Below are 19,202 nucleotides of genomic sequence, written 5' to 3' on the forward strand. Positions count from 1 at the left end.
GGGTCGGGGCGGACGCGGGGTGGGGTGCGGGGTGGGGTGCGGGGTGGGGTGCGGGGCGCGGCGGGGCCTGGCAACTAGGCTCGCCGGGTGACTGACGCAACTGACGACCCGGGTACCGGCACGGCCGCCAAGCTCGCCGACCTGCGCGCGCGAGACCGCGCGGTGACCGTCGACCCGGAGGAGGGCGCGGCCGCCAAGCAGCATCCGCGCGGCAAGAAGACGGCGCGCGAGCGGATCGCGGTCCTGCTCGACGAGGACTCCTTCGTCGAGCTCGACGCGTTCGCGCGGCACCGGTCGACCAACTTCGGGCTCGAGAAGAAGCGGATCCCAGGCGACGGCGTCGTCGTCGGGCACGGCACGATCGACGGCCGCCAGGTGTGCATCTACTCCCAGGACTTCACCGTCTTCGGCGGCTCGCTCGGCGAGGTGCACGGCCAGAAGATCACGAAGGTCATGGACCTCGCGCTGCGGACCGGGGTGCCGCTGATCGGGATCGCCGACGGAGGGGGCGCGCGCATCCAGGAGGGCGTCGCGGCCCTGACGCAGTTCGCGGAGATCTTCCGCCGCAACGTCGCGGCATCGGGCGTCATCCCGCAGATCTCGCTCATCCTCGGCCCGAGCGCGGGCGGCGCGGTGTACTCCCCCGCGCTGACCGACTTCATCGTGATGGCCGACGGCACGTCGAACATGTTCATCACCGGCCCGGACGTCATCCGCGCGGTCACGGGCGAGGAGGTCGGCCTCGAGGAGCTCGGGGGGGCGCACACGCACAACGAGCGCTCCGGCGTCGCGCACTACCTCGCGGCGGACGAGGACGACGCGCTCGACTACGTGAAGTCCCTGCTGTCCTACCTGCCGTCGAACAACCTCACGGACCCGCCCGTGTTCGCGGGCAGCGACGCGCCGCTCGAGGTGACCGACGCCGACCTCGAGCTCGACACGCTCGTGCCGGACTCCGACTCGCAGCCCTACGACATGCGCACGGCGGTCGAGCACGTCCTCGACGAGAGCGTGTTCCTCGAGGTCCAGCCGCTGTACGCGCGCAACGTGCTGATCGGCTTCGGCCACGTCGAGGGCCACCCCGTCGGGATCGTCGCGAACCAGCCGATGCACATGGCCGGGACGCTCGACATCAACGCGGCTGAGAAGGCCGCCCGGTTCGTGCGCACGTGCGACGCGTTCAACCTGCCCGTGCTGACGTTCGTCGACGTGCCGGGCTTCCTGCCCGGCGCCGAGCAGGAGTGGAATGGGATCATCCGGCGCGGCGCCAAGCTCATCTACGCCTACGCCGAGGCGACGGTGCCGCTCGTGACCGTGATCACGCGCAAGGCCTACGGCGGCGCGTACATCGTGATGGGGTCCAAGCAGCTGGGCGCCGACGTGAACCTCGCCTGGCCGACGGCGCAGATCGCGGTCATGGGCGCGGGCGGCGCCGTGAACATCCTGCAGCGCCGCGCGCTCGCCACGGTCGCCGCCGCGGGCGGCGACGTCGAGGCCGAGCGCGAGCGGCTGACGAACGCGTACGAGGACGCCATCGTGAACCCCTGGGACGCCGCCGACCGCGGCTACGTCGACGCCGTCATCGAGCCGTCGACGACGCGCGTGCAGATCGTGCGCGCCCTGCAGGCCCTGCGCACCAAACGGGCAAGCATGCCCGCCAAGAAGCACGGGAACATCCCGCTGTGAGCGACCACAGCCACGACACCTCGGGCGCGGCCCACGCGGACGAGCCGCTCGGCCCGGTCGACGCGGCGCCGCTGCACGCGGTGGTCGACGCGCTCGCGGCCGCGCTGCACGAGTACCTCGGCACGGCCGTCGGCGTCCGCGCCGAGTTCGGCTCGCACGAGGCCGACGAGGACCCGCGGGTGCTCGCGCTCGAGGCGCGGGTCGGCACGCTGAACGCCGAGCTGTACGACCTCGTGCACGAGCGCCTCGGCCTGCATGCCGACCTGACCTCGATGGCGTGGGACGAGACCGACCACGAGCACGAGGTCGGCCACCTGGACGCGCCGCCGCCGGCCGACACGACCGAGGTGTTCCACCTCGGCTTCGTCGTCGGCCCCCCGGCTGGCGCGAGCGACGTGACGATGGACTCCGTGCTCGACCTGCTCGACCAGGGCGGCGAGGACCTCGTGGTCCGGCTCGTGGACGCGGGCTTCGACGTCGTCGAGTGGGCGACCGCGCGCGGCGAGCCGGCCGACTTCGACGGCTTCGGCGACGACGGCGAGGACGAGGCGTGACCGACCGGGCGGGCGACCCGGGCGACGGCAGCGGCACCGGCACCGAGCCGGACCGCGTCGAGCCGGCCCGCGTGCAGGTGGTCCGCGGCGAGCCGGACGACCTCGAGCTCGCGGCCCTGGTCGCCGGGCTGGTCGCGGTCTCCGGCGAGCAGCACGACGACGGCCCGGCGCCCGGCGTCGGCGCCTGGTCCGACCGCACCCGCACGATGCGCCCGGGCGCCGGCGCCGCGCCCGGCCCCGACACGTGGCGCTGGAGCCTGCACCCCTGACGGCACGAACCGCCGCGGCGCCCGCTGTGCAGCTCCCACCAGCGGCGACCTCGCGCGGGTAACGTCCGGGGGATGACAGATCTGAGCGCTTCCGTCGTCCGCGCCGCGAGCCCGATCGACGAGATCGCCGACCGGTATGTCGACACGATTGCGCGCCTCGACCCGCTCGCCGCAACCGCCATGGGCATCGCCGGCTTCGACGGCGCGATGACCGTCTTCTCCCCCGCGGGCCTGGCGGCCCGGGCCGATGCCGCGCGCGCCGTCCTCGTCGAGCTCGCCGCCCAGGCGCCGACCGACGCCGTCGACGCGGTGACGGCCGCCGCGATGCGCGAGCGCATCGGGCTCGACCTGGAGCTCGACGACGCCGGCGAGTGGCTCGCGAGCCTGAACAACATCGCCTCGCCGGTGCAGGTGCTCCGCGACACGTTCGATCTCATGCCCACGGACACGGTCGCGGCGTGGGAGAACATCGCCGCGCGCATGAACGCGCTGCCGAGCGCCGTCGAGGGCTACACGCAGTCGCTCGCCGCCGGCGCGGCGCGCGGCCTCGTCGCCGCGGCCCGGCAGGTCGACGAGGCGGCGGCCCAGGCGCAGGAGCAGGCGGACGCCGAGACGTCGTTCTTCACCGCGTTCAGCTCCGGTGCGGACGTCGAGGAGGCGCTCGCCAACTCGCCGGTGGCCGAGCGCGTGCGCGCCGACCTTGCGCGGGGCGCCGAGGCGGCGCGGTCGGCGTACCGCGAGCTCGCGCGCTTCCTGCGCGAGGAGCTCGCGCCGCAGGCCCCGGCGGCCGACGCCGCCGGCCGCGAGCGGTACGCGCTGTGGTCGCGCTACTTCCTGGGCGCCGCCGTCGACCTCGACGAGACGTACGCCTGGGGGCTCGAGGAGCTCGCGCGGGTGGTCGCCGAGCAGGAGGCCGTCGCCGAACAGATCCTGGGCCTCGCCGCCGACGGCGATGTCGGCGACGGCGCCACCGGCGACGGCGATGTCGTCCGGCTGGCCATCGCGGTGCTCGACGCCGACCCCGGCCGCACGCTGCACGGCACCGATGCGCTGCGCGCATGGATGCAGGCGACGTCCGACGCCGCGATCGCGGCCCTCGACGGCACGCAGTTCGACATCCCGGCCCCGGTGCGCGCGCTCGAGTGCCTGATCGCGCCGACCCAGCAGGGCGGCATCTACTACACGGCGCCGAGCGACGACTTCTCGCGCCCCGGCCGCATGTGGTGGTCCGTCCCGCCCGAGGTCACCGAGTTCAGCACCTGGCGCGAGAAGACCACCGTGTTCCACGAGGGCGTCCCCGGACACCACCTGCAGTGCGGGCAAGCGGTATTCGACCGCGCGACGCTGAACCGCTGGCGCCGGCTCGCGTGCTGGGTCTCGGGCCACGGCGAGGGCTGGGCGCTCTACGCCGAGCGGCTGATGGGCGACCTCGGCTTCCTGGATGACCTGGGCGACCGGCTCGGCATGCTCGACGGGCAGCGGATGCGCGCCGCCCGCGTGGTGTTCGACCTCGGCGTCCACCTCGGGCTGCCGGCCCCCGAGCGCTGGGGCGGCGGGACGTGGGACGCCGACAAGGGCTGGGAGTTCCTGCGCGCGAACATGAACATGCCCGAGCCGTTCGTCCGGTTCGAGTTCAACCGCTACCTCGGCTGGCCGGGCCAGGCCCCGTCCTACAAGATCGGCCAGCGGCTGTGGGAGCGGGCCCGCGACGACGCGGCGGCCGCGGCCGCCGCGCGTGGCGAGGACTTCGACCTGCGCGCGTTCCACGCCCGCGCGCTGGGCCTCGGCTCGGTCGGCCTCGACGTGCTGCGGGCCGCGCTCGCCTGAGCGTCAGCCGAAGATCGCGGCGCCGTACTTCGCGAGGATCAGGGCCACGAGCAGCACGAGCCAGGTGGCGACGACGAACAGGTCGCTGTCGCTGCGGACGAACTCCGCGGCGCGGCGCTGGAGCCCGCGCGGCAGGTACAGGTTGTCCTCGCGCACGTTGAAGTGCGTCAAGGTCGAGAACACGAGCGTGGTCGAGAGCGTGATGAGCAGGCACCACGGGCACAGCGCGTTGATCACGAGCATCGACTGGGCGAACAGCCAGTAGGCGAAGAGCAGGCCGATCGTGTAGACGACCTGCGCGGAGAACATGAACCAGCGCGGGAAGCGCACCCCGCCGAGGCTCGCCACCGCGACGGTGATGACGACCGACTCCGCGATCAGCCCGAGGAACGCGTTCGGGAAGCCGAGCAGGCTCGCCTGCCAGGACAGTCCGACCGCACCGCAGCTGATGACCGAGTTGATGTCGCACGACAGGCTCGCGGACGGGTCGCGGGCGAGCTCGATCGCGTCGACCGAGAGGACGAACGACGCGAGCAGGCTCAGGCAGGCCGAGAACAGCATCGTGCCGAAGATCCAGCCATCGGACTGCCGCAGCCGGTGCAGCCTGCCGCCACGCTCATCGATCACCTGCGTCACCCGCGCCTCATCTCCACCGAGTCCAGCTGTGCCGACACCCCACGGCGTCGTGACAATGCTATGCGGGCGGGCCACGTGCGGCGGCCCACCCGCCGCCGCGACGCCGTGGCCGGGGCCGTGGCCGTGGGCCGCAACTTTGGTCGTAGAGCGATGGCGACCTGCGGCCGATCCCCGCCGGGTTCGGCCGAACCTAGGCTGCGGGAATGACGACAGCAGCGATCGCTCCCCCACTCATGACGGCGCCGACGACGCGCCGGGGCCGCGTTGTGTGGGGCACGACCTGGCGCGTGGCGGTGGCGGCACTGGTCGGCCTCCTCGCGTTCGGCGCGATCCTGCCGGAGGATCCCGAACTCGCGGGGGGCCTGGTCGCCCTCGACTTCGTGCTGGGGATCGTCGCGATCTGCCTCCTGCCGCTGCGGCGGTCCGCCCCGGTTCCGATGGCCGTGGCGATCGGAGCGCTCAGCGGCTTCTCGGTGCTCGCCGTCGGGGCGGCGGTCATCGCGATCATCTCGGTCGCGACGCGGCGCCGCTGGCCGGAGATCGCCGTCGTCGCCGGTGCGAGCGCCGCGTCGGCCGCGCTGTACGAGCTGGTCAATCCGGCCGCTGTGGAGTACCCCTGGTGGGCGCTCGCGCTCACCGGACTCGGCCTCTACGGCGCACTCGTCCTCATCGGGCTGTACCTCGGAGGTCGGCGCGAGCTCCTCACCACGCTGCGGGACCGGGCGGAGACCGCCGAGCGCGAGCAGGTCACCCGGATCGAGCAGGCTCGCGCGACCGAGCGCACGCGCATCGCGCGCGAGATGCATGACGTCCTCGCGCACCGCATCTCCCTGGTCGCGCTGCACGCCGGGGGCCTCGCCTTCCGCGACGACCTGACCCGCGCCGAGACGGCGGGAGCGGCCGAGATCATCCGGGACAACGCCCATCTCGCACTGACGGAGCTTCGAGATGTGCTCGGCGTCCTTCGCGAGGACGACGCCGAGAGCGGGCCGCCGCGCCCCCAGCCGACGCTCGCCGACCTGCCGGCCCTCGTCGCCGAGAGCGTCGCGGCGGGCACGAGCGTCCGGTACGACGTCGACCCGCAGGTCTCGGCCGAGATCGCTGGTCTGGGGGTACGGACCAGCCGGAACGCCTACCGGGTGGTCCAAGAGGCGCTGACCAACGCACGCAAGCACGCACCGGGGCAGGAAGTCCTGATCGACGTCGCGGGCCACCCGGGCGCCGAGCTCACGCTCGTCATCACCAACCCGCTCCCGCCGACGGAGCCGCGAACGGGTGGGACGGCGCGACCGCCGGGTGCCGGGCTCGGCCTCATCGGCCTCTCGGAACGGGTTCGCCTCGCGGGCGGCACCCTCGCCCACGGCGTCGGCGCGGACAGCCGCTTCGTCGTCCGGGCGTCGCTCCCGTGGCCGACGTGACGTCGCCGTCGACCCCTCCGCGGGCCGCGCGTGACGAGCCCGATCCGCGGGTCGCGCCCGATCCGCTTCGGGTGGTCCTCGTGGACGACGAGGCGCTCGTGCGCGCAGGACTGCGGCTGATTCTCGGTGGCGACCGCTCGATCGAGATCGTCGGCGAGGCGGGGGACGGGATCGAGGCCGTCGCGGTCCTCTCCCGTACCCGACCCGACGTCGTCCTCATGGACATCCGCATGCCCCGTCAGGACGGGCTCGCGGCCACCGAAGCCGCTAGGGCCGCCAACCCTGAGCTCAAGGTCGTCGTCCTGACGACGTTCGACACCGACGACCTCGTTCTGAGTGCACTCCGGCTCGGCGCGAGCGGATTTCTCCTCAAGGACACCCCGCCCGACGAGCTCATCGCCGCGGTTCACCTCGTCGCCTCGGGCCGGTCGATGCTCTCGCCGTCGGTCACCGACCAGCTCATCGCAGCCGTCGCCCGGCGCCCGGCCGTGGCGCCGAGCACTCGCGCGCTCGCCCGCCTGGCGACCTTGACCGAGCGCGAGCGCGAGGTCGCGGAGGCCATCGGTCGGGGCTTGTCGAACGCGGAGATCGCCACCACGCTCTTCATCAGCGTCCCGACGGTCAAGACCCACGTCGGGCGGCTGTTCGACAAGCTCGACGCACGCAACCGGGTGCAGGTCGCGCTCTGCCTTCACGACGCCGAGCGCCGCTAGATGACTGATTCCACGGGGCGCCGCGGCCGGGCCTGCGTGTGTGCGTGCACAGGTCAGTTGCGGGGTGGGCTGCGTGTGGGTGGTCCGTCCTAGTCTGTACACATGTTCGAACCGAGCGATGACGAGGTAACGGGGGCCCCGGCGGGGGCCGGGCTGGCGGTCGCGGGCGCCTCGGTGGATGTGACGTTCGGGCTGTTGCTCGGGCGGGTGTTTGCGGAGGCGGGGGCGGCGTTGGCGCAGGCCGCAGCGGCGGGGTCCTGCATCGCGGGGCCGATCGATCAAATCGCGTTGTCCGCCGCGTTGATGGGGCAGGCGCCGGGCTCGCCGTTGGTGGACCTGCTCGAGGGCCTGTCCCCGTCGGATGTGCATGATGCGGTGTTGATCGAGGCGATCGCCGCCTGGGAACGCGTCACCTCACTCGCCGCGGCGCGGCAGGGCGAGATGATCGCCGAGCTGGCCCGGCGCCGGGATGCGCAGCGGTTGGGTGAGTTCGTGGGTGATGAGGTCGCGTCGGTGCTGGTGATGTCCCGGTCGGTGGCGGAGGCGAAGGTCAGTCTCGGGACGTCGCTGGCGGCGTGGCCGGCGGTGAATGAGGCGTTGGCGGTTGGGGTGATCGATCACCGCAAGGCCACCGCCCTGGTCGACGGGGTCGGGCACCTGGACGACGACGCGGCCGCCGCCGTCCTGGACGCGGTGCTGCCGGTCGCGGCGGGTTTGACGGTGCCGGCGTTGAAGGCGCGCCTGCGCAAGGTCGAGCTGACCGTGAACCCGGCCGCCGTGGCCGAGCGGCGCGCCCGCGACGCCGCCGACAGGAATGTGCGGGTCAGCCCGGCGCCGGGGGTGATGGCGTGGTTGACCGCGTACCTACCCGCCAAGGACGCGATGACCGTGTTCACCGCGATCGACGCCATCGCGGCGTCCGCGGACCCCGCCGACCCGCGCGGGGTGGCGGCGCGGCGCGCGGACGCCCTGACCGACCTCTGCGCCGACATCCTCACCACCGGCATCGCCCCCACCACCGCACTGCCGGGCGGGGTCTTGAAGACCGAGCACGGTCGTCGACCGCACCTGCAGGTGACCGCGGCTGCGACGACGTTGTTGGGGTTGGATGAGGTGCCCGGGGAGTTGGCCGGGTACGGGCCGATCCCGGCGGATCTGGTGCGGGCGATCGCGGCGGACGCGACGTGGCGGCGGATCTTCACCGACCCCGCCACCGGGTGCGTGACCGGGATCGGGCCGCGCGGGTACCGGCCCGGCGCCGACCTGACCGGCACCGTCCTGGCCCGGGACACAACGTGCACGTTCGTGGGGTGCCGGATGCCGGCGTGGCGGTGCGACCTGGACCACCGCGACCCCTACGACCACAACCACCCCGACCTCGGCGGGCAGACCTGCGCGGAGAACCTGCACTCGCTGTGTCGCCACCATCACCGGGCCAAGACCTACGGCGGCTGGCACCCCGACCTCGACACCACCACCGGCGACACCTGGTGGACCTCACCCACCAAACACCGCTACAAGCGACCGGCCACCGACGTCAATCCCGAGCCGCCGCCACCCGATCGGCCCTGGCTCCACGAACCCCAGCCCGACGACCCACCCTTCTGAACCGCGAACCCCCTCTTCCCGCTGGCCGGTCTTCCCGCCGGCCGGCCCTCTCTCCGCCGAGCCCTTCTCGCCGCCGGCCGGCCCTCCTCGCCGCCGGCGCACCCTTCGGCTACCGCGCACGGCGCGCCGGTACGCTGGCTCGCCGTGACCCGACTGCTGCTCGCCTCCGCCTCCCCCGCCCGACGCGCGACCCTCGCTGCGGCGGGCATCGATGCCCTCGTCGTCTCCTCCGAGGTCGACGAGGAGGCTGTGCTCGCGGCCGCGCGCGCGCGCTTCGGCACCCTCGAGCCCGCCGACGCCGTCCTCGTCCTCGCGCAGGCCAAGGCCCAGTGGGTGGTCGAGGACCAGGTGGAGTCCGACGGCGACGACCTGCTCTACCTCGGCTGCGACTCGATGCTCGAGCTCGACGGCGAGATCTTCGGCAAGCCCGCCGACGCGGCACAGGCCACCGCGCGGTGGCGGACCATGCGCGGCGCCACCGGCGTGCTCCACACCGGGCACTGGCTCATCGACGACCGGGACCCCGCGGCCGGCGGGACCGGCGGGACGCTCGGGGCGACGTCGTCGACGATCGTGCACTTCGCCGACCTGAGCGACGCCGAGATCGACGCGTACGTCGCGACCGGCGAGCCCCTCGCCGTCGCGGGCGCGTTCACGATCGACGGCCTCGGCGGCGCCTTCGTCACCGGGATCGAGGGCGATCACCACGGCGTCGTCGGCATCAGCCTGCCGCTGCTGCGCGGCCTTCTCGCCGACGTCGGCGTGGCCATCTCCGACCTCTGGCGCTAGCGCGCTCGAGCCGAACCGCAGCCTCCCCAGGGCACGGCGCGTCCACGGCACCGTTGTGCGGTGAGTACAAGTTGGCCCCAGCGAAGTGGACACCTGGCCGCCGTCTTGTGCGGATTCCTCCAAAACCGTCGCCGCTGCCTTGGGGATTCCCCCAATCTTCGGCGCTTGCAGCGCGCCAGGGCGGACCCGCCCCGCGCCGGGCGTTACGGTGAGCCGTGCCCGCCATCTCAAAGGTCCTTGTCGCAAACCGTGGCGAGATCGCCGTCCGCATCGTCCGGGCCTGCCGCGACGCCGGACTCGCGTCCGTCGCCGTCTACGCCGACCCCGACCGCGAGGCGCTGCACGTGCGCCTCGCCGACGAGGCGTTCGCGCTCAACGGGATGCGGTCCGCGGAGACCTACCTCGACATCGCCAAGCTGCTCGACGTCGCGCGGCGCGCGGGCGCCGATGCCGTGCACCCGGGCTACGGCTTCCTCGCCGAGAACGCAGAGTTCGCGAGCGCCGTCATCGGCGCCGGCCTGACCTGGATCGGCCCGCCGCCGGCCGCCATCGAGGCGCTCGGCGACAAGGTCAGCGCGCGGCACATCGCCCAGCGCGCCGGCGCGCCGCTCGTGCCGGGCACGTCGGAGCCCGTCGAGGACCCGGCCGAGATCCACGAGTTCGCCGCGCAGCACGGCCTGCCCGTCGCCATCAAGGCGGCCTTCGGCGGCGGCGGCCGCGGCCTCAAGGTCGCCCGCACGACCGACGAGATCGACGAGATGTTCGAGTCCGCCGTGCGCGAGGCGACCGCCGCGTTCGGCCGCGGCGAGTGCTTCGTAGAGCGCTACCTCGAGAACCCCCGGCACGTCGAGACGCAGTGTCTCGCGGACGCCTACGGGACGGTCGTCGTCGTCTCGACCCGCGACTGCTCGCTCCAGCGCCGGCACCAGAAGCTCGTCGAGGAGGCGCCCGCGCCGTTCCTGTCCGAGCTGCAGAACAAGCAGCTCGTGACCGCCTCCATCGCGATCCTGCGCGAGGCCGGCTACGTCGGCGCGGGGACCTGCGAGTTCCTCGTCGCGCTCGACGGCTCGATCTCATTCCTCGAGGTCAACACGCGGCTGCAGGTCGAGCACCCGGTCACCGAGGAGGTCACCGGGATCGACCTCGTGCGCGAGCAGTTCCGCCTCGCCGCCGGCGAGCCCCTCGGCTACGACCAGGTCACCACACGCGGGCACGCGTTCGAGTTCCGCCTCAACGGCGAGGACCCGGCCGCGAACTTCCTGCCGACCCCGGGCCGGGTGAGCCGGTTCCGCCTGCCGACCGGCCCCGGGATCCGCGTCGACTCGGGCATCGTCGAGGGCGACTCCATCTCGGGCGCCTTCGACTCGATGCTCGCCAAGCTCATCGTGACCGGCGCGACCCGGACCCAGGCCGTGCAGCGTGCCCGCCGCGCGCTCGCCGAGCTGGAGATCGTCGGCATCCCCACCGTCGTGCCGTTCCACCGCGCGGTGCTCGACGAACCGGCGTTCGTGCCCGCCGACCCGGAGCAACCGTTCACCATCCACACCCGCTGGATCGAGACCGAGTTCGCCGACCGCCTCGCCGGGCTGCGCGCCGATCCCGAGACGTCCGCGCCGTCGTCGGCGGACGACGAGCCCGAGCCGGTCCTGACCGAGCGCGTCGTCGTCGAGGTCGGCGGCAAGCGGCTCGAGGTCGTCATCCCGGCGGGCCTGTCGCTCGGCCGCCGCTCCCCCGGGGCCCGGCGTCCGGTCCGGCGCACCCCGACCCGGTCCGCGGCGGTCGCGTCGGGCACCGAGCTGTGCTCGCCGATGACCGGCACGATCGTCAAGGTCGCGGTCGCCGACGGTGTGGACGTCGCCGAGGGCGACCTGGTCGTCGTGCTCGAGGCGATGAAGATGGAGCAGCCACTGCTCGCCCACCGCGCCGGGCGCATCTCGGGCCTCGCTGCCGGCGTGGGCGCCAGCGTCGGCGCCGGCACGCTGATCTGCGACATCGTCGGCTGATCGGCGCCGTGCCAGCACCGTCCGGGCCGCCAGCACCAGCGGAGCCACCCACGCCAGCCGGGCCGCCCGGCCCGACGCGCCCGCCCGGCCCGTTCCATCGGCACGCGGGCGACGGCTGGGCGCTGTGCGGCCAGGGCCATCGGCACTGGGGCCTGCACGGCGCCGCCGGGCTGCTGCTGGCGCGGCGCGGCGCCGACGGCACGGCCGACGCCGTCGTGCTCCAGCACCGCGCGCTGTGGAGCGACCTCGGCGGCACCTGGGGTTTCCCCGGCGGCGCGCTCGCCCCCGGCGAGTCGGCTCAGAGCGGCGCGCTGCGCGAGGCCGCCGAGGAGGCCGGGATCCCGGCCGCCGCGGTCCGCCTGCGCGGCGCCGTCGTGCTCGACCACGGCGGCTGGACCTACACGACCGTGCTCGCCGATGCGCTCGTGCCGTTCGAGCCGGCGGCCACCGACGCCGAGAGCGTCGAGGTGCGCTGGGTGGGGCTCAACGACGTCGAGCGGCTCCCGCTGCTGCCCGCGTTCGGCGCGGCGTGGGGCCACCTGCGCGAGCTGATCGAGCGACCCGCGGACTCGCCGCCGGGCACCGGTCCGACGCCGGACGGCGCCGCGCGTCCGACGTGAGGACCGTCACGTCGCGGGCGCCCCGCCGTCGGGTAGTCTCCGATGGTTAGGTAAGGCGATCCTCACCCGCGTGGCGCGGAGGGGCACGCCGTCCCGTCACCCCGAGAGAGCCCCATGGTCGCCAACTACCTGATCGGTCTGCGCGAAGGCCTCGAGGCCGCGCTCGTCGTCGGCATCCTCGTCGCCTACCTGGTCAAGTCGGGGCGCCGCGACCTGCTGCCGCAGGTGTGGCTCGGCGTCGGCCTCGCGGTCGTCGTCTCCCTCGGCTTCGGCGCCGCCCTGACCTACGGGCCCCAGTGCCTGACGTTCACGGCGCAAGAGGCGATCGGCGGGACGCTGTCGATCGCGGCCGTCGGGCTCGTCACCTGGATGATCTTCTGGATGGGCCGGACCGCGCGGCACCTGCGGGCGGACCTGCAGCACAAGCTCGACGACGCGATCAGCGCCGGGCGCTGGGCCGTGCTCGTGATGGCGCTGCTCGCCGTCGGGCGCGAGGGGCTTGAGACGGCGCTGTTCCTGTGGGCCGCCGCGTCCGCCACGGGCTCGTCGACCCGGCCGCTGGTCGGCGCCGCGCTCGGCCTCGGGACCGCCCTGGTGCTCGGCTGGCTGATCTACCGCGGCGCGCTCCGGCTCAACCTGCGGGTGTTCTTCGCCTGGACGGGGATCTTCCTGATCGTCGTCGCCGGCGGCGTCCTCGCGTACGGCGTGCACGACCTGCAGGAGGCCGGGATCCTGCCCGGCCTGACGAACCTCGCGTTCGACGTCTCTGCCGCCGTCCCGCCGTCCAGCTGGTACGGCACGCTCCTCAAGGGCGTCTTCAACTTCTCCCCCGCCACGACCTGGCTCGAGCTCATCGTCTGGGTCGCCTACGTGAGCGTGACCCTGACCCTGTTCGTGCGCAGCGTCTGGTTCAACCACCCGGCGCCCCGCCCTGCTGCCCAGCTGCACCCCGCCACCTGACCGCTGCACCCACCACGGAGGAACTCCCATGCCCGCACCCAGGACTCGCGCCGTCGTCGCGGCCACAGCCCTGCTGGCCACGCTCGTCGCCTGCACCCCGAACGACACCTCGACTCCGGACGGCACGAGCGGCGCCGCCACGCTGACGGTCGACTCGAGCGCCGACGCGTGCGTGCTCTCGGGCGACACCGCGCCGTCGGGCAACGTGGTGTTCGAGGTGACCAACTCGGGCGACGAGGTGACGGAGTTCTACCTGCTGGCCGAGGACGGACTGCAGATCCTCTCCGAGGTCGAGAACATCGGCCCGGGGATCACGCGCGACCTCGTGCTCGTGGCCCGCCCCGGCAGCTACCAGACGGCGTGCAAGCCCGGCATGGTCGGTGAGGGCATCCGGGCCGACTTCACCGTCACCGACTCGGGCGCACAGGTCGGCCCGACCGGCGCCGTCGCCGACCAACTCGAGGTCGCGACCACGAACTACGTCGCGTACGTCAAGGACCAGACCGAGCAGCTGCTCACCGCGACCGAAGCCTTCGCGGCGTCCTACACCGCGGGCGACGACGACGCAGCGCGGGCCGCGTACGCGCCGACCCGCGTGCACTGGGAGCGGATCGAGCCGGTCGCGGAGTCGTTCGGCGACCTCGACCCGCGGATGGACCTGCGTGAGGCCGACGTCGAGGCGGGCGCCGAGTGGACCGGCTGGCACCTGCTCGAGAAGGACCTGTGGGCGCCCGTCGCCGCGGACAACGGCGGCGCCGAGTACGTCCCGCTCACGCCGGAGCAGCGGAGCACCTACGCGGCCCAGCTCGTCGCGGACACCCAGGAGCTCTACGACCGGGTGCACAGCGACGAGTTCACGCTGACCGCCGACCAGATCGGCAACGGCGCGAAGAGCCTGCTCGACGAGGTCGCCACGGGCAAGGTCACCGGCGAGGAGGAGGCCTGGTCGCACACGGACCTCTGGGACTTCCAGGCCAACGTCGACGGCGCCAAGGTGGGCTACGCGGGCCTGCGCGACGTCGTCGCGGCCAAGGACGCCGACCTCGCCGCGACCCTGGACGAGCGGTTCGAGCAGGTCCAGGCGCTGCTCGACGCGCAGCGCGTGGGCGACGGGTTCGCGCTGTACACGGACCTGACCGAGGACGAGATCAAGGCCCTCGCGGCCTCGGTCGACGCGCTCGGCGAGCCGCTCTCGCGCCTGACCTCCGCCGTCGTGCTCTAGCGAGGCGCCCGATGCCCAGGATCACGCGCCGCGACCGGAGCGACGCCCCGTCGAGCCCCGCCGCCACTCCCGGGATCTCGCGCCGCGCCGTCCTCGGCCTCGCCGGGGCCGGCGCGGCGACCGCCGGCCTCGGCGTGGCCGGCGGCTTCGCGGCCGCGCGCGCGGGCGCCGACGCGGCCGGCCCGGCGGGTCCAGCCCGCAGCTACGCGTTCGCCGGCGAGCACCAGGCCGGCATCGTGACGCCCGCGCAGGATCGCCTGCACTTCGCGAGCTGGGACCTCACCACCACCTCGCGCGAGGAGGTGGTCGCCCTGCTGCGGCGGTGGACCGCGGCGGCGGCCCGGATGACCCAGGGGCTGCCCGCGGGCGAGTTCGGCCCCGACTCCGGCCCGTACGACGCGCCGCCGGACGACACCGGCGAGGCCGCGAACCTCGACGCGTCCGGACTGACGCTCACGTTCGGCTTCGGCCGGAGCCTGTTCGTCGGAGCCGACGGCGCGGACCGCTTCGGGCTGGCCGGCCGGCTCCCCGCGGCCCTCGCCGACCTGCCGCACTTCCCCGGCGATGTGCTCGAGCCGGGGCGCACGGGCGGCGACCTCGCCGTCCAGGCGTGCGCCGACGACCCGCAGGTCGCCGTGCACGCGATCCGCAACCTGTCCCGGCTCGCGTTCGGCACAGCCTCCGTGCGGTGGAGCCAGCTCGGGTACGGGCGCACGTCGTCGACGTCGACGGCGCAGCGCACCCCGCGCAACCTGTTCGGGTTCAAAGACGGCACGGCGAACCTCAAGCTCGAGGAGCCCGAGCTGGTCGATGACCACGTCTGGGTCGCGGCCGACGACGACGCGGACGAGGGCACGGACAGCCGGTGGATGGCCGGCGGCTCCTACCTCGTCTCGCGGCGGATCCGCATGACGATCGAGACCTGGGACCGGTCCTCGCTGCGCGAGCAGGAGGCGATCGTGGGCCGGACCAAGGGCGACGGCGCGCCGCTGTCGGGCGGCACGGAGTTCACCGAGCCCGACCTCGCCGCGACGGGCCGCGGGGACGTCCCGCTGATCGCGACCGACTCACACGTGCGGCTCGCGCACCCGACGAGCAACGCCGGCGCGCGGATGCTGCGCCGCGGCTACAACTACACCGACGGGTCCGACGGGCTGGGGCGCCTCGACGCCGGGCTGTTCTTCCTCGCGTACGTGCGCGATCCGCGCACGCAGTACACGCCCATGCAGACCGTGCTCGCGCGCGACGACGCGATGAGCGAGTACCTGCGGCACACCGGCTCGGGCCTGTGGGCCGTGCCGCCGGGGGTCGCCAGCGGTGCGACGATGGGCACCGCCGACGGCGCGTACATCGGGCAGGGCCTGTTCACCTGAGCGGGAGCGGCCCGCTCGTCGCGACGCCGCACCCGCACCGGCATGACGCCTGCATTGGCACCGTGAAAGCACCCACCGAGGAGCCCCGTGCACCTGACCCTGCCCTTCCCCGAGGCCGTCGAGCTCGCGCTGCAGGGTGCGGCGCTGCCGCCCCTGGTGCGATCCGTCGCGTGCACGGGAGCGACGATCCGCGCCGACATCGACCTGCGCGCCGTGCCCTCGCCGCCGTTCGCGCTGCGCGCCGTGGCGGCGGTCGCCCCGATCGTCCACGTGGAGGCGACGTTCCGCTCCTTCGCCGCGGGCGCGGCGACGTTCGACCTGGCGGTGCGCGCCGGCTCCGTACCCGTCCAGCGGGTGCTCAACCAGCTGACGGGGCTGCTGAACTCGGCGCTGCGCGCCCAGCACGTGCCCGACGGGCTCGTGACGGTGCGCCAGGGCGCGGCCGGCGAGCTGCTCGCGGTGCTCGACCTGCAGGCCGGCGTGGCGCTGCGCACCCGGGGCGTCACGCTCACGCACTGCGCCCTCACCGAGGGCGTGTTCGAGGTCGCTGCGACGGTGCGCGACTTCACCCTCCGCGCCACCTGAGGCGACCTCGACGCGCAGTTCGACGAGAGTAGTTCGACGAGCTGTTCGACGAGCAGCTCGACGAGCTTCCCGGCGCCCGACAGACCTCGCGCCGAACGGGGGGCAGTGGCCGCCGCGAGCGCCGCCGCGACGACCACAGCTCCCCGTTCGGGGATCGTGCGCCCGCCGGAAAAAGCGCCCGCAACAATTGAGTATCCGGCACCAAATCCCAAACGGAAAGCATGCGCGGCGACATTCATCCGGTGACCGAGCGAAATTGCGACAATGCACCAATCCCGGGCGGAGCCGGCCCGCGAAATCACGACGATGCCGAGAAGGAAAGGACCTTGGGCCTAGGCGAGCGCTGACGCCGGCGCCGCCTCATCGGCCCGACGGCGAACCCGATGATGGTCCATAACGGCAGGTAACGGCCATATTCTCGGCGCGCGGCCGCAGGGACCAAAGGCCCGCCGAAACGCACCGAAAAGCGGCGCCGACCGCCGGTTTGATCCCTGCCGGCGCACCTACCTCGGCGCACCTACCGCGGCGCACCCACCTCGGCGCTGCTACCCCTGGTGCCGGTGCAGCATCCGCGCGACCTCCGCCACGGTTCCCGACAATGAGGGATATACCGTGAAGGACTCGGCCACCTGGTCGGCGGTCAGCCGCTGCGAGAAGGCGAGCGTGATCGGGAAGATCAGCTCGCTCGCGCGGTGGGCGACCACCACGCCGCCGAGCAGCACGCCGGTCACCGAGTGCGCGTACAGCTTGACGAAGCCGTAGCGCAGGCCGAGCATCTTCGCCCGGGGGTTGCCGCGTAGCGGCAGGGTCTTGACCAGGTAGGCGGTACCGATGGCCTTGAGCTCGTCCTCGTCGTACCCGACGGTCGCGATCTCCGGCGTCGTGAAGATGGTCGCCGCGACCGCCTTCGGGTCGAGCGGGATGACCGCGTCCCCGAGCGCGTGCGCCATCGCGATCCGCCCCTGCATCGCGGCCACCGACGCGAGCGCGAGCACGCCGGTGCAGTCGCCGGCGGCGTAGACCCCGCGCGCCGAGGTGCGCGAGACCCGGTCGACCTCGACGTGCCCGCTCGGGCTGAGCCGCACACCCGCCTCCTCGAGCCCGAGGCCCGCGGTGTTCGGCACCGAGCCGACCGCCAGGAGCACGTGCGAGCCGCTCACCACGCGGCCGTCCGCGAGCGTCACCTCGACCCCCGTCTCGGTCCGGACGGCGGAGACCGCCCGCGAGTGCGCCATGACCGTCATCCCCCGGGCCCGGAACACCTCCTCGATCACCCCGGCCGCCTCCGGATCCTCCCCTGGCAGCACGCGGTCGCGGCTGGAGACCAGCACGACGTCCGCGCCGAGCGCGTTGTACGCCCCGGCGAACTCCGCGCCCGTGACGCCAGACCCGACCACGATCAACCGTTCGGGCAGCGCCGTGAGCGCGTACAGCTGCGTCCAGGTGAGGATCCGCTCGCCGTCCGGCTGCGCCGCGGGCAGCACGCGCGGCGCGGCGCCGGTCGCGAGGAGGATGACGTCGGCGTCGAGGCTCTGTGCGCCGCCCCCGGCTTCCTCGACCAGGACGCGCTGCGGCCCGTCGAGCCGCCCGGAGCCGACGATCACGCGCACGCCCTCGCGCTCGAGCCGCGCCCGGATGTCGGCGGACTGCGCGGCCGCGAGCGCGAGCACGCGCGTGTTCACGACCCCGAGGTCGACCCGCACCGCCGCGGCCGACTCCGACGCGATCGGCATGCCGTCCTCCGCCGGCCGGATCCCGAGCTCGCCGCCGCGCTCGAACCGCGTCATCCACTCCGACGTGGCGATCAGCGTCTTGGACGGCACGACGTCCGTGAGGACCGCGGCGCCGCCGAGCCCCTGCCGCTCCACGACTGTGACGTCCGCGCCCCAGCGCCGCGCCACGAGCGCGGCCTCGTACCCGCCGGGACCACCCCCGACGACGACGACGCGCGTCTCCTGCAGGTCCTGCGCCCGGGTGCTCACGCGCCCCATCATGCCCGGCCGGCCGCCGTCGCGCCGGAGTCCCGACGCGCGCGCCCGGTCCGCGATTCCCGCGGCGCCGACAACGGCGCGGCAGCCGATAGCCTCGGGGCATGCGACCAGCGCCGGACTCCCCCACCCTCGTACTCGACGACCCGGCGGTGGATCCGTTCGACGTGGCTCGCGCCGCGGCGGCGCACCTCGCCCAGGTCACGGGCGTCCCACGCCACGACGTCGCCCTCGTGCTCGGGTCCGGCTGGGGCGGCGCGGCCGATCTGCTCGGCGAGACCGTCGCGGAGGTCCCGAGCCACGAGGTGCCCGGCTTCGTCGCGCCCGCGGTCGCCGGCCACGTCGGCACCATCCGGTCGATCCGGATCGCGGGCAGCGACCGGCACGCGCTCGTGCTCGGCTCGCGCACGCACCTGTACGAGGGCCTCGGCGTGCGGCGCGTCGTGCACGGCGTGCGCACGGCCGCGGCCGCCGGCGCGACCTCGATCGTCCTGACGAACGGCTGTGGGGGCCTGAACCGCGCGTGGGCCGCGGGCACCCCGGTGCTCATCTCCGACCACCTCAACCTCACCGCGACGTCGCCGCTCGAGGGCGCCACGTTCGTGGACCTGACGGACCTGTACTCGCCGCGGCTGCGCGCGCTCGCGCGCGAGGTGGACGCGTCGCTCGACGAGGGCGTGTACGCCCAGTTCCCCGGCCCGCACTACGAGACCCCGGCCGAGGTGCGCATGGCGGGGATCCTCGGCGCCGACCTGGTCGGCATGTCGACGACGCTCGAGGCGATCGCGGCGCGGCACGCGGGCCTCGAGGTGCTCGGCCTGTCGCTGGTGACCAACCTCGCCGCGGGGATCAGCCCGACGCCGCTGTCCCACGCCGAGGTCATCGAGGCGGGCCGCGACGCCGGCCCCCGGATCAGTGCCCTGCTCGCCGAGATCTGCCGAAGGATCTGAG

Annotated in this window: 17 protein-coding genes; 15 read left to right on the forward strand and 2 right to left on the reverse strand. The window is 73.8% G+C overall.

Annotated features, from left to right (window positions below; genetic code table 11):
• Positions 1 to 87: 87 nt before the first annotated feature.
• The 4 genes from J4E96_RS15815 (at position 88) to J4E96_RS15830 (ending at position 4,336) form a co-directional block, all read left to right on the forward strand.
• Positions 88 to 1,686, forward strand: coding sequence for an acyl-CoA carboxylase subunit beta (locus J4E96_RS15815; RefSeq protein ID WP_227423023.1), 1,599 nt, complete (start codon positions 88 to 90; stop codon positions 1,684 to 1,686).
• On the forward strand, positions 1,683 to 2,240 hold the full coding sequence (locus J4E96_RS15820) for a hypothetical protein (RefSeq protein WP_227423024.1): 558 nt from the start codon (positions 1,683 to 1,685) through the stop codon (positions 2,238 to 2,240). Before J4E96_RS15815 ends, J4E96_RS15820 begins: the two co-directional genes overlap by 4 nt.
• Entirely contained in the window at positions 2,237 to 2,509 is a 273-nt protein-coding gene (locus tag J4E96_RS15825; RefSeq protein ID WP_227423025.1) for an acyl-CoA carboxylase subunit epsilon, read from the forward strand. The genes J4E96_RS15820 and J4E96_RS15825 overlap by 4 nt, the downstream gene beginning before the upstream one ends.
• 72 nt (positions 2,510 to 2,581) lie before the next feature.
• Complete coding sequence (locus tag J4E96_RS15830; protein ID WP_227423026.1) at positions 2,582 to 4,336, forward strand: DUF885 domain-containing protein; 1,755 nt, start codon at positions 2,582 to 2,584, stop codon at positions 4,334 to 4,336.
• A 3-nt stretch (positions 4,337 to 4,339) separates the two neighbouring features.
• Here J4E96_RS15830 and J4E96_RS15835 read toward each other — a convergent pair whose 3' ends face one another.
• Positions 4,340 to 4,972 (reverse strand): vitamin K epoxide reductase family protein, encoded by a 633-nt coding sequence (locus J4E96_RS15835; protein ID WP_227423027.1) that lies wholly within the window; start codon positions 4,970 to 4,972, stop codon positions 4,340 to 4,342.
• A gap of 203 nt (positions 4,973 to 5,175) precedes the next feature.
• Between J4E96_RS15835 and J4E96_RS15840 the strand changes: the two genes are divergently transcribed.
• The 10 genes from J4E96_RS15840 (at position 5,176) to J4E96_RS15885 (ending at position 16,263) form a co-directional block, all read left to right on the forward strand.
• Positions 5,176 to 6,390 (forward strand): sensor histidine kinase, encoded by a 1,215-nt coding sequence (locus J4E96_RS15840; protein WP_227423028.1) that lies wholly within the window; start codon positions 5,176 to 5,178, stop codon positions 6,388 to 6,390.
• Complete coding sequence (locus tag J4E96_RS15845) at positions 6,387 to 7,103, forward strand: response regulator transcription factor (RefSeq protein WP_406619966.1); 717 nt, start codon at positions 6,387 to 6,389, stop codon at positions 7,101 to 7,103. Before J4E96_RS15840 ends, J4E96_RS15845 begins: the two co-directional genes overlap by 4 nt.
• Positions 7,104 to 7,205: 102 nt before the next feature.
• Positions 7,206 to 8,711: an HNH endonuclease signature motif containing protein gene (locus tag J4E96_RS15850; protein WP_227423029.1), complete on the forward strand. Its 1,506-nt coding sequence runs from the start codon at positions 7,206 to 7,208 to the stop codon at positions 8,709 to 8,711.
• A gap of 144 nt (positions 8,712 to 8,855) precedes the next feature.
• Positions 8,856 to 9,500: a Maf family protein gene (locus J4E96_RS15855; RefSeq protein WP_227423030.1), complete on the forward strand. Its 645-nt coding sequence runs from the start codon at positions 8,856 to 8,858 to the stop codon at positions 9,498 to 9,500.
• Between the two features lie 215 nt (positions 9,501 to 9,715).
• A complete protein-coding gene (locus J4E96_RS15860; RefSeq protein ID WP_227423031.1) occupies positions 9,716 to 11,503 on the forward strand; it encodes an acetyl/propionyl/methylcrotonyl-CoA carboxylase subunit alpha in 1,788 nt (595 codons plus the stop codon).
• A gap of 8 nt (positions 11,504 to 11,511) precedes the next feature.
• Entirely contained in the window at positions 11,512 to 12,123 is a 612-nt protein-coding gene (locus J4E96_RS15865) for an NUDIX hydrolase (protein WP_406619968.1), read from the forward strand.
• Between the two features lie 114 nt (positions 12,124 to 12,237).
• On the forward strand, positions 12,238 to 13,083 hold the full coding sequence (gene efeU, locus J4E96_RS15870) for an iron uptake transporter permease EfeU (RefSeq protein WP_227423032.1): 846 nt from the start codon (positions 12,238 to 12,240) through the stop codon (positions 13,081 to 13,083).
• A 28-nt stretch (positions 13,084 to 13,111) separates the two neighbouring features.
• The gene (efeO, locus tag J4E96_RS15875) at positions 13,112 to 14,305 is read left to right on the forward strand and encodes an iron uptake system protein EfeO (RefSeq protein WP_227423033.1); all 1,194 of its coding nucleotides are present in this window, start codon (positions 13,112 to 13,114) and stop codon (positions 14,303 to 14,305) included.
• A gap of 11 nt (positions 14,306 to 14,316) precedes the next feature.
• Positions 14,317 to 15,678, forward strand: a complete 1,362-nt coding sequence (efeB, locus tag J4E96_RS15880) for an iron uptake transporter deferrochelatase/peroxidase subunit (protein ID WP_227423034.1) — start codon at positions 14,317 to 14,319, stop codon at positions 15,676 to 15,678.
• Positions 15,679 to 15,765: 87 nt separating this feature from the next.
• The gene (locus J4E96_RS15885; protein WP_227423035.1) at positions 15,766 to 16,263 is read left to right on the forward strand and encodes a hypothetical protein; all 498 of its coding nucleotides are present in this window, start codon (positions 15,766 to 15,768) and stop codon (positions 16,261 to 16,263) included.
• Between the two features lie 545 nt (positions 16,264 to 16,808).
• Here the strand turns inward: J4E96_RS15885 and J4E96_RS15890 are convergent.
• On the reverse strand, positions 16,809 to 18,254 hold the full coding sequence (locus J4E96_RS15890) for an NAD(P)H-quinone dehydrogenase (protein ID WP_406620465.1): 1,446 nt from the start codon (positions 18,252 to 18,254) through the stop codon (positions 16,809 to 16,811).
• A 101-nt stretch (positions 18,255 to 18,355) separates the two neighbouring features.
• On the opposite strand from J4E96_RS15890, the gene J4E96_RS15895 reads away from it, so the two are divergent.
• Positions 18,356 to 19,201 (forward strand): purine-nucleoside phosphorylase, encoded by an 846-nt coding sequence (locus tag J4E96_RS15895; protein WP_227423037.1) that lies wholly within the window; start codon positions 18,356 to 18,358, stop codon positions 19,199 to 19,201.
• The last annotated feature ends 1 nt before the right edge of the window (position 19,202 follow it).

Source organism: Pengzhenrongella sicca (assembly GCF_017569225.1).
In the GTDB taxonomy this organism is placed as follows: domain Bacteria; phylum Actinomycetota; class Actinomycetes; order Actinomycetales; family Cellulomonadaceae; genus Pengzhenrongella; species Pengzhenrongella sicca.